Consider the following 10,394-nt stretch of genomic DNA (forward strand, 5'->3'; position numbering starts at 1 on the left):
GGGGCGCCCCCTCAGGGGCGCGGGGAACTGCGCAATCGTTGAGGGCGCGAGGACCGACGCGACCAGCCCCCACCGGACCCGCCTTCCAGGGGCGCGGGGAACGGCGCAATCTTTTAAGGGGCGCGGGGAACTGCGCGGCCAGCCCCCACCGGCCCGCAGCCAAGGCGCAACCTCCTCCCTGGGCGAGGCGGAGCCCCCGTCACGCGTCGGCCGACGCCAGCCACAGGTCAGGGCCGAAGACCTCGTAGTGGACGTCGGCCGGAGAGACCCCCTTCTCCAGGAGTTGCCCGCGCACCGCCCGCATGAACGGCAGCGGCCCACACAGATACGCCCGAGTACCCGGCGCGATCACCACTCCGGAGAGGTCGACCAGCCCCGCACGGTCGACCGGATGCCCGGCCGCCGCCCCCCGCTCGTACCAGAAGCACGCCACCCCGTCGGCGAGCTTCGACACGTACCCCTCATGCTCCTCGCGCAAGGCGTGCTCCCCCGGGGACCGGTCGGCGTGCACCACGGTCACCGCCCCCCGATGCCCGTCCGCCACGAGCTGCTCCAGCATGGCGAGAATCGGCGTGACACCGATACCGGCGGACGCCAGAAGCACCGGCGTGAGCGGCCCGGCGTCGAGGACGAGATCCCCGTACGGCGCGGACACTTCGAGCGTGCTGCCGACCCGTACGCGCGCGTGGAGGTGGTTGGAGACCTCCCCGTCGGGCGCGCCCCCGCCGTGCACCCGCTTCACGCCGATCCGCCGTACGGACGAGCCGGCCGCGCCGATGAGGCTGTACTGGCGGGTCTGGAGGGCCCCGTCAGGCAGTTCGACGCGTACGGAGACGTACTGGCCGGGCCGGAACGCGGGCGCGGGGGAGCCGTCGGCCGGGCGGATCAGGAAGGTGGCCACGTCCGCGGTCTCCTCGACGCGCTCGACGACTTCCCAGGTCCGCCGCCCGCCCGGGCCGTCGACGCCGTCCGCCTCGCTCGCCGCGTACAGCCGCTTCTCGATGGCGATGAGCGCGTTCGCCATCAGCCAGTAGACCTCGGTCCAGGCGGCGGCGACCCGAGGGGTGATCGCCTCGCCGAGGACGCCGGTGATGGCGGCGAAGAGGTACTTGTGGACGACCGGGTACTGCTCGGGGGCGATGCCCAGGGACGCGTGCTTGTGAGCGATGCGGTTGAGCATCGCGTCGGGCCGGACGTCCGGCCGCTCGACGAGCCTGGCGGCGAAGGCGGCGAACGCGCCCGCCAGGGCCTGACGCTGGGTGCCGGAGGACTGGTTGCCGCGGTTGAAGAGGTCGCGCAGCAGCTCGGGGTGGGCGGCGAAGAGGCCTGCGTAGAAGCGGTCGCTGATCTCTCCCAGGGCCCCGCCGACGGCGGGAAGGGTGGCGCGGACGGTGGCGGCGGACTGCTCGGTCAGCATCGGGGCTCCTCAAGCTCGACTGCCCGCACGGTATTAAAACTTGCATCTCAAATGCAAGTTATAGAGGGGCGTCTGTGCGTGTGGGGAAGGTGACGGAGAGACGCCAGTGGTCGGCCATTTCATGTGCGCCGCTCAGCGGGCAAGATGGGCGTCAGCGCAGTACACCTGCCGTGTGCGAGGCGTTCGGGCGGAGGTCGGCCGGACGATCGGGGCCCGCAACGCGCATGAAATGCTGATGTGGTGTGATGCGCAGGTGCCCGACCGCCTCCCTGGGACGGGAGCAGGCGGCCTGACCAGCAAGATTGGGTGGAAGCGGAAGATGGACAAGCAGCAGGAGTTCGTGCTCCGTACTTTGGAAGAGCGCGACATCCGTTTCGTACGCCTGTGGTTCACGGACGTGCTGGGCTTCCTCAAATCGGTGGCCGTGGCCCCGGCGGAGCTGGAACAGGCCTTCGACGAGGGCATCGGTTTCGACGGATCGGCCATCGAGGGCTTCGCCCGCGTCTACGAGTCCGACATGATCGCCAAGCCGGACCCGTCGACCTTCCAGGTGCTGCCGTGGCGGGCCGAGGCCCCCGGCACCGCCCGGATGTTCTGCGACATCCTGATGCCGGACGGCTCGCCGTCCTTCGCGGACCCGCGGTACGTGCTGAAGCGGGCGCTGGCGAAGGCCTCCGACCAGGGCTTCACCTTCTACACGCACCCGGAGATCGAGTTCTTCCTGCTGAAGGACAAGCCGACGGACGGCTCGCGGCCGACCCCGGCCGACAACTCCGGCTACTTCGACCACACCCCGCACAACGTCGGCATGGACTTCCGCCGCCAGGCGATCACCATGCTGGAGTCGATGGGCATCTCGGTCGAGTTCTCGCACCACGAGGGCGCGCCGGGCCAGCAGGAGATCGACTTGCGGTACGCGGACGCGCTGTCCACGGCCGACAACATCATGACGTTCCGGCTGGTCATGAAGCAGGTGGCGCTGGAGCAGGGCGTGCAGGCGACGTTCATGCCGAAGCCGTTCAGTGAGCACCCGGGCTCGGGCATGCACACGCACCTCTCCCTCTTCGAGGGCGACCGCAACGCGTTCTACGAGTCGGGCTCCGAGTACCAGCTCTCCAAGGTCGGCCGCTCCTTCATCGCGGGCCTGCTGAAGCACTCGGCGGAGATCGCCGCGATCACCAACCAGTGGGTCAACTCGTACAAGCGCATCTGGGGCGGCTCCGAGCGCACCGCGGGCGCGGGCGGCGAGGCACCCTCGTACATCTGCTGGGGCCACAACAACCGCTCGGCCCTGGTCCGCGTACCGATGTACAAGCCCGGCAAGACGGGTTCGGCGCGGGTGGAGGTCCGCTCGATCGACTCGGGCGCGAACCCCTACCTGACGTACGCGGTCCTGCTGACCGCCGGCCTCAAGGGCATCGAAGAGGGTTACGAGCTGCCGCCGGGCGCCGACGACGACGTGTGGGCCCTCTCCGACGCGGAGCGCCGCGCGATGGGCATCGAGCCGCTGCCCCAGAACCTGGGCGAGTCCCTCTCCCTGATGGAACGCAGCGAACTGGTCGCCGAAACGCTCGGCGAGCACGTCTTCGACTTCTTCCTGCGCAACAAGCGCCAGGAGTGGGAGGAGTACCGCTCCGAGGTCACCGCGTTCGAACTGCGGAAGAACCTGCCGGTGCTGTAGGAACTGCGGGCGGGTCGCGTGAGCGGCCGGCTGCTTGAACCACGTGAAACGTGAACCACTCGGGGCCGACGGTCGTGGACCGTCGGCTCCGACTGGTTTTCCGGGAGACGTGGGTCACACGGGTGCGTGTCACAGGGCGTCGGGCTGTCTCGTCTCAGGGGTGTAGGTCCCGACGAGCACCGAGGAGTCGTGATGGACGCTCGACTGAACTATTTCGCCAGTCCGATGGCCGGGAAGGCTCTCAAGTACTTCATGTCGGCGGGCAAGGCGCTCAAGGAGTCGCCGTTGCCGGTCGTGACGCAGGAGTTGGTGGCCCTGCGGGTGAGTCAGATCAACGGGTGCGCCGCCTGCCTCGACATGCACACCAAGGAGGCCGCCGCTGCCGGGGAGAGCGCCGTGCGGCTCAGTCTCGTGGCGGTCTGGCGGGAGGCCACCGTCTTCACCGAGGCCGAGCGGGCCGCGCTGGAGCTGGCCGAGCAGGGGACCCGGGTCGCGGACGCGGCCGACGGGGTCAGCGACGAGGTCTGGGCGCGTGCCGCCAAGCATTACGACGAGGAGCAGCTCACCGCCCTGGTGATCCTGGTGTCCTTCATGAACACGGTGAACCGGCTGAACATCATCACCCGGCAGCCCGCCGGTGACTACAAGGCCGGCCAGTTCCACTGAGCGGAGACGGGGAAGGGAGTCGGCGTGAGCAAGGTCGAGGAGTTCGAGGAGCTGCGTCCCCTGCTGTTCTCGATCGCCTATCGCATGCTGGGCAGCGTGAGTGAGGCCGAGGACGCGGTCCAGGAGACCTGGCTGCGCTTCGACGGCTCCGCGACCCGGCCCACGTCGGCCAAGGCCTTCCTGTCGGCCACGGTGACCCGAATCTCGATCGACGTACTGCGTTCCGCGCGGGTGCGGCGCGAGGAGTACGTCGGGCCGTGGTTCCCCGAGCCGCTGCTCACCGACCCCTACCAGGACCCGGCCCGCTCGGCGGAACTGGCCGACTCGGTGTCGATGGCCGCGCTGCTGCTCCTGGAACGGCTCAGCCCGCTGGAGCGGTCCGTGTTCGTGCTGCGCGAGGTGTTCGGCTTCGGCTTCGACGAGGTCGCCGCGGCGGTGGGGCGGTCGGAGGCGGCCTGCCGGCAGCTGCAGGTACGGGCGCGGCGGCACATGCGGGCCGGACAGCCACGGTTCGAAGCGGACCGTCAGGAGCGGGAGGAACTGGCGACCCGGTTCTTCGGCGCCCTGCGCGAGGGTGACGTCGACGGTCTGCGGGATCTGCTCGCCGCCGACGTGTCGATGGTCGGGGACGGCGGTGGCAAGGCACCGCAGCTGGCCAGAGCCGTCGTCGGCGCCGAGAACGTGGCCCGGCTGCTCGCCTCCGTCTTCCCCCACATGGCCCGGATCGACGTCACCTTCGAGCCCCACGAGGTCAACGGCCGCCCCGGCGCGGTCTTCCGCGACCGGGACGGCAAGGTGCTCCACATCCTGGCCCTTGAGGTGCTCGACGGGCGCATCCACACCATCCGCTCGGTGATCAACCCCGACAAGCTCGGCCACCTCGGGCCGGTCGCCGACGCGTGGGCCGTCGACCGCGAGGTCAAGCGGGCCCGCCGCCAAGCCAATTGAGCGATCGATCGACCCGTACGCGGGCTCAGCGTACGGGCTCACTCTGTGGACAGTATGCGTAACCCTCCGTGACCATGGGTGGGTTGGCGGTGTTGGCGGGGTGGACGGGTCGATGGGTGCGGGTGAACGGAGGGCCTGGCATGGCGGACGGTACGGGTGGGGTGGGCGCCCCTCTTGGCTGTGGTGGCGGCGAACCGGAGGTGTCCGACAGCCTCAAGACGTTCGGCGAGGTGGTCAAGGCCTTCCGGAAACGGGCCCGCCTCACGCAGGAGGAGTTCGCGCCCAGAGTGCGGTACTCGGCGCCGACCGTGGCCTCCATCGAACAGGGCCGCCGGTTACCGCCGCCGGACTTCGTCGAGCGGGCGGAGGAAGTGCTCGACGCGTTCGGGGCGTTGCGGGGGGCCGCACGGCATCTGTCGCGGCAACCGGGGCTGGCCAGTTGGTTCCGCCAGTGGGCCCGCCTGGAGGAGACGGCGGTGAGTCTCTACACGTACGAATGCCGCCTGATCCCCGGGCTGTTGCAGACCGAGGCGTATGCGCGCACGCTGTTCGTGAACCAGCTGCCTCCATTGGGCGACGACCAGATCGAGGCCCAGTGGGCGGCACGGTCGGAACGCCAACGGCTGCTGCGGGAGCGGCCGAACACGGCGTTCAGCTTCATCCTGGAGGAGCATTTGTTCCTCCGGAGGACGGGCGGGGTGGAGGTGACGCGAGCGTTGATCGACCACGTGCTGGAGCTGGCTGAGCTGCGCAATGTTGAGGTGCAGGTGATGCCGGTGATGCGACAGGCGCATGCGGGCCTGGACGGCCCGATGCAACTGCTGGAGACGCCGGGGAACCGATGGGTCGCCTACAACGAGGGCCAACGCGGAGGTCTGTTCGTCTCGGATGCGAAGGAGATCAGCGTTCTGCATATGCGATATGCCAGGATGCGATCGCAGGCTCTCATCCTCGAAGACTCCGTGAGCCTGTTGCAGCGGATGCGGGGAGAGCTATGAACATCACTGACCTGGCTTGGTTCAAAAGCAGCTACAGCAGTGGCGGTGATGGCGACTGCGTCGAGGTCGCCCTGTCCTGGCGCAAGTCCAGTCATAGCAGCACCGGTTCTGGCGACTGCGTCGAGATGGCCGTCTGCCCGGATCTCGTCCACGTGCGTGACTCCAAGGCGCAGGCAGGTCCCCAGTTTGCCGTCACCCCCAGCGCCTGGACCAGCTTCCTGGCGTATGCGGCCAGCGGCTGACGTCGGCCGGTCCAGGCGCTCGGGCCGGGGGGCTACTGCTGTTCCGCCTGGTCCGCCAGCAGTCGATGCAGCGGCTTCGCCGCTCGTTCGCGGTACTCCTGGATCGCCCAGCCGTTGCCGTCCGGGTCGGTGAAGTGCATGAACGTGCCGCCGTCCTGGGGCGCGTACGCGACGGGCTCGCTGAGTTCCAGGCCCCGCGCGGTCAGCTCCTCGTACGCGGCCTTGGCGTCCGCGACGACCAACTGCATGCCGTGGTACGTGCCCGGCTGCGGGGTGCCCGACGGGATCGGCACGCCCTTGGCGAGCGCGATCGAACAGCCGGACCCGGGAGGCGTCAACTGGACCACCCGCGCGCCCGGCATCACCTCCGTGTCGATGTCGACGTGGAAGCCCACCTTGTCCTCGTAGAAGGCCTTCGCCCGGTCGATGTCGGTGACCGGCAGCATGATCACTTCAAGGGCCATGTCCATGGAACGACTCCTTTGTCGTACGTCAGGCGAACCGCCAGCGCGTCTGGCTGAACGGCTCCCCCTTACCGAAGCCGAAAACGGTCCCGGGCGCCACTGAGAAGACAAGGGCATTCCCGGCACCATGGTGGAAGTGGCCGTTCCGCACCTCGAAGTGCCAGAAACCGCCGTACTTGCGCTCCCATGCGTCGGCCAGGCCCCGCAGCCTGTCGTCGTCGGAGACGCGGACCGCTTCGCCCTCCACCACGACGTCGTATCCCTTGTCCCAGGTGTTGGTGCCGGTGGTCAGTACGACGTGCGGGTTCAGTGCCAGGTTGCGCGCCTTGCGTTCCTCGGGGCCGGTGCAGAAGTGCAGCGCGCCCTGCGACCACACCGCGGGCAGCGGCGTCACGTGCGGGCGGCCGTCGGGCCGTACCGTCGAGATCCAGAACAACTCCGCCTCGGAGAGCAGGGTTTCGGCCTCCGGCCAGGGCCGTGCGGTGGCGGCCTCATTGCTGTATCGGACATCCAGTTCGGACCGTGGTTCCAAGCGTGTTCTCGACCGTTGTTCCATGAGCGCTCCTCCAGGGCCTGACGGACTGGGAAGGTCTTCCTGTGAGGGCAGACCCCGCCCGGCGGTGAAAATCTCGGCCGGGTCGTCGGCGGGTCGCCGTGGGGGCGTGGGCCGGCCGTCGAAACCCCCCCGTCCGCGTCCAGGCGCTTCCCCGCGGCTCTGCGGTTAGGCTCAAGCCGTACGACCTTGATCGCGTGGGTGGCATCCGGTGGGTGGCGGCGCGCGAGGTGACATCGCGGGGGACGACGGAGGCCGGGATGACGGTGCCGGGGCGCAGGAGCAGTACCTTCTCTCGGCTGCTGCGGCACGGTTTCACCGATCCGTCGGGCGCCGAGCGGCTGCTCGACAGCCCGCAGCTCGCCGCCGTGACGAACGACCCGGTGCTGCTCGACGCGCTCGGCGCCACCGCCGACCCGGATCTGGCGCTCCTCGGGCTCGTCCGGATCGTCGAGGCGCAGGACAGCGACACGGGGCGGCGCGAACTGCTCGACACGCTGATCGCGGCCAAACCGCTGCGCGACCGGCTGCTCGGGGTGCTCGGCGCCTCCGACGCGCTCGGCGACCATCTCGCGCGTCACCCGCTCGACTGGCAGGCCCTCGTCACCTACGAGCCGCAGGACCTGCATCCCGGCGTCGCGGAGTTCGAACGCGGGCTCGCCGAGGCGGACGACCCCGTGTCGCTGCGGGTCGCCTACCGGCGGTGCCTGCTGTCCATCGCCGCCCGTGACGTGTGCGGGACCACCGACGTCACACAGGCCGCGGCCGAGCTGGCCGACCTCGCGACCGCCACCCTGCGCGCCGCGCTCGCCCTCGCCCAGGCCGCCGCGCCCGAGGACGCCGGGATGTGCCGGCTCGCGGTGATCGCGATGGGCAAGTGCGGCGGCCACGAGCTGAACTACGTGTCGGACGTCGACGTCATCTTCGTCGGGGAGCCCGCCGAGGGCACCGACGCGGCCGACGAGGACAAGGCGATGCGGGCCGCCACCCGGCTCGCGGCCCATCTGATGAGGATCTGCTCGGAGACCACCGTCGAGGGGTCCATCTGGCCCGTCGACGCCAACCTGCGCCCCGAGGGCCGCAACGGCCCGCTCGTACGCACCCTCAGCAGCCACCTCGCCTACTACCACCGCTGGGCCAAGACCTGGGAGTTCCAGGCCCTGTTGAAGGCGCGGGCCGTCGCGGGGGACCTCGAACTGGGCGAGGAGTACGTCTCCACGCTGGCCCCCCTCGTCTGGCAGGTCGCCGAGCGGGACAACTTCGTCGCCGATGTGCAGAAGATGCGGCGGCGCGTCGTCGAGAACATCCCGCCCGCCGAGATCGAACGGGAACTGAAGCTCGGCCCCGGCGGACTGCGGGACGTCGAATTCGCCGTACAGCTCCTGCAGTTGGTGCACGGACGCGTGGACACCTCGCTGCGCAGCGGGACCACGCTGGACGCCCTGAAGGCCCTGGCGGCGGGCGGGTACGTGGGACGCGTCGACGCCGTGCAGTTCGACGAGGCGTACCGATTCCTGCGGTCCATGGAGCACCGCATACAGCTCTTCCGGCTGCGGCGTACGCACCTGGTGCCCGAGGACGACGCCGATCTGCGGCGCATCGGACGGTCGCTCGGGCTGCGGACCGACCCGGTCAAGGAACTGAACCGGGAGTGGAAGCGGCACGCCGGGGTGGTGCGGCGGCTGCACGAGAAGCTGTTCTACCGGCCGCTGCTCGATGCCGTCGCCCAACTCGCGCCAGGCGAAGTCAAGTTGAGCCCGGGAGCGGCACGGGAGCGACTGGTCGCCCTCGGCTACGCGGACCCGGCCGCCGCGCTGCGCCACCTGGAGGCGCTGGCCTCCGGCGTCTCCCGCAAGGCCGCCATCCAACGCACCCTGCTGCCCGTCCTGTTGGGCTGGTTCGCCGACTCCGCAGACCCCGACGCGGGACTGCTCAACTTCCGCAAGGTCTCGGACGCGCTCGGCAAGACCCCCTGGTACCTGCGGCTGTTGAGGGACGAGGGGGCCGCCGCCGAGAACCTGGCCCGCGTCCTGTCCGCCGGACGGCTCGCCCCCGACCTCCTGATGCGGGCGCCCGAAGCCGTGGCCCTGCTCGGCAACGGGTCCAGCGGCGGCCTCGTGTCCCGCACCCGCGCCCACCTGGAGCAGGAGATCCTCTCCGCGGTGGGCCGGGCCGGCAAGGGGGAGGCCGCGGTCACCGCGGCACGTGGCGTACGACGCCGGGAACTCTTCCGTACGGCCGCCATCGACATCGTCAGCTCCTACGGCACCGAGGAGACGCCCGCCAACGCCGACCAGGGCGCGCTCGTCGACCTCGTCGGAGGCGCCATCTCCGACCTCACGGCGGCGACCCTCGCCGGCACCCTGCGGGCCGTCGTCCGCGACGGCTGGGGCGAGACCCTGCCCACCCGCTTCAGCGTCATCGGCATGGGCCGCTTCGGCGGCCACGAACTGGGTTACGGGTCCGACGCCGACGTGCTCTTCGTGCACGAACCCCGGGAGGGCGTGGGCGACGAGGAGGCCGCGCGGGCCGCCAGCGCCGTCGTCTCCGAGATGCGCAGACTGCTGCAGATCCCCAGCGCCGACCCACCGCTGCTCATCGACGCCGACCTGCGCCCCGAAGGCAAGTCCGGGCCGCTCGTACGGACACTGAAGTCGTACGAGGCCTACTACCGGCGCTGGTCGCTGGTGTGGGAGTCGCAGGCCTTGCTGCGGGCCGAGGTCGTCGCGGGCGACGAGGAGTTGGGGCGCCGGTTCCTCGACCTCGCCGATCCGCTGCGGTACCCGGCGGAAGGGCTCGGGGAGGACGCCGTACGGGAGATCCGGCGGCTCAAGGCGCGGATGGAGACCGAGCGGATGCCGCGAGGGGCGGACCCCACGCTGCACACCAAGCTCGGGCGGGGCGGGCTGTCCGACGTGGAGTGGACCGTGCAGTTGCTGCAGCTGCGGCACGGGTGGGCGGAGCCGGGGCTGCGGACGACCCGTACGCGGGAGGCGCTCGCCGCGGCGTGTGCGGCCGAGCTGATCGCCGGGGAGGACGCGGCGATCCTGGACGAGGCGTGGGTGCTGGCCACGCGGGTGCGGAACGCTGTGATGCTGGTGCGGGGGCGGGCGGGGGACACGTTTCCCTCCGACGGGCGGGAGTTGGCGGCGGTGGGTCGTTATCTGGGGTACGGCCCCGGGCATGTGGGGGACATGCTCGACGACTATCGGCGTACGACGCGGCGGGCGCGGGCGGTCGTGGACGAGTTGTTCTACGGGGCGTAGCGATACCCACGGACTTTTCTCGCCCCCGCCGCCCCTACCCGTTCCGTCACTGCATGGGGGCTGCGCCCCCTCGCCCCCCCTTTGTCCTCAAACGCCGGACGGGCTGAAAGATTCGCGGGCGGGCTGGAGACCTTCGGCCGCCCGGGGACATCTCAGCCC

General features: G+C 70.3%; 9 protein-coding genes. 6 read left to right on the top strand and 3 right to left on the bottom strand.

Annotation, left to right across the window (positions count from 1 at the left end):
- Positions 1-199: 199 nt before the first annotated feature.
- On the bottom strand, positions 200-1,417 hold the full coding sequence (locus ACFVH5_RS41795; protein WP_385838915.1) for a globin domain-containing protein: 1,218 nt from the start codon (positions 1,415-1,417) through the stop codon (positions 200-202).
- A gap of 319 nt (positions 1,418-1,736) precedes the next feature.
- Here ACFVH5_RS41795 and ACFVH5_RS41800 point away from each other — a divergent pair, with 319 nt between their 5' ends.
- The 5 genes from ACFVH5_RS41800 to ACFVH5_RS41820 all read left to right on the top strand — a co-directional run bounded on the left by ACFVH5_RS41800 (position 1,737) and on the right by ACFVH5_RS41820 (position 5,952).
- Positions 1,737-3,098 carry a glutamine synthetase family protein gene (locus ACFVH5_RS41800; protein WP_107018335.1) on the top strand — a complete coding sequence of 454 codons (1,362 nt, stop codon included), beginning with the start codon at positions 1,737-1,739 and terminating at the stop codon, positions 3,096-3,098.
- A gap of 192 nt (positions 3,099-3,290) precedes the next feature.
- Positions 3,291-3,764 (top strand): carboxymuconolactone decarboxylase family protein, encoded by a 474-nt coding sequence (locus ACFVH5_RS41805; protein ID WP_385838916.1) that lies wholly within the window; start codon positions 3,291-3,293, stop codon positions 3,762-3,764.
- Positions 3,765-3,788: 24 nt separating this feature from the next.
- The gene (locus ACFVH5_RS41810) at positions 3,789-4,712 is read left to right on the top strand and encodes an RNA polymerase sigma-70 factor (RefSeq protein ID WP_385838917.1); all 924 of its coding nucleotides are present in this window, start codon (positions 3,789-3,791) and stop codon (positions 4,710-4,712) included.
- A 140-nt stretch (positions 4,713-4,852) separates the two neighbouring features.
- Positions 4,853-5,710, top strand: a complete 858-nt coding sequence (locus tag ACFVH5_RS41815; protein WP_385838919.1) for a Scr1 family TA system antitoxin-like transcriptional regulator — start codon at positions 4,853-4,855, stop codon at positions 5,708-5,710.
- Positions 5,707-5,952 (top strand): DUF397 domain-containing protein, encoded by a 246-nt coding sequence (locus tag ACFVH5_RS41820; RefSeq protein ID WP_385838920.1) that lies wholly within the window; start codon positions 5,707-5,709, stop codon positions 5,950-5,952. Before ACFVH5_RS41815 ends, ACFVH5_RS41820 begins: the two co-directional genes overlap by 4 nt.
- A gap of 32 nt (positions 5,953-5,984) precedes the next feature.
- Here ACFVH5_RS41820 and ACFVH5_RS41825 read toward each other — a convergent pair whose 3' ends face one another.
- Both ACFVH5_RS41825 and ACFVH5_RS41830 read right to left on the bottom strand, forming a co-directional pair.
- Positions 5,985-6,422 carry a VOC family protein gene (locus tag ACFVH5_RS41825; protein WP_210883264.1) on the bottom strand — a complete coding sequence of 146 codons (438 nt, stop codon included), beginning with the start codon at positions 6,420-6,422 and terminating at the stop codon, positions 5,985-5,987.
- A 22-nt stretch (positions 6,423-6,444) separates the two neighbouring features.
- On the bottom strand, positions 6,445-6,972 hold the full coding sequence (locus ACFVH5_RS41830) for a pyridoxamine 5'-phosphate oxidase family protein (RefSeq protein WP_385838921.1): 528 nt from the start codon (positions 6,970-6,972) through the stop codon (positions 6,445-6,447).
- A 257-nt stretch (positions 6,973-7,229) separates the two neighbouring features.
- Between ACFVH5_RS41830 and ACFVH5_RS41835 the strand changes: the two genes are divergently transcribed.
- Positions 7,230-10,235, top strand: coding sequence for a bifunctional [glutamine synthetase] adenylyltransferase/[glutamine synthetase]-adenylyl-L-tyrosine phosphorylase (locus ACFVH5_RS41835; RefSeq protein WP_385838923.1), 3,006 nt, complete (start codon positions 7,230-7,232; stop codon positions 10,233-10,235).
- Positions 10,236-10,394: the final 159 nt, after the last annotated feature.

Origin of the sequence: Streptomyces sp. NPDC127119, from assembly GCF_042677425.1 — a bacterium.
In the GTDB taxonomy this organism is placed as follows: Bacteria; Actinomycetota; Actinomycetes; order Streptomycetales; family Streptomycetaceae; genus Streptomyces.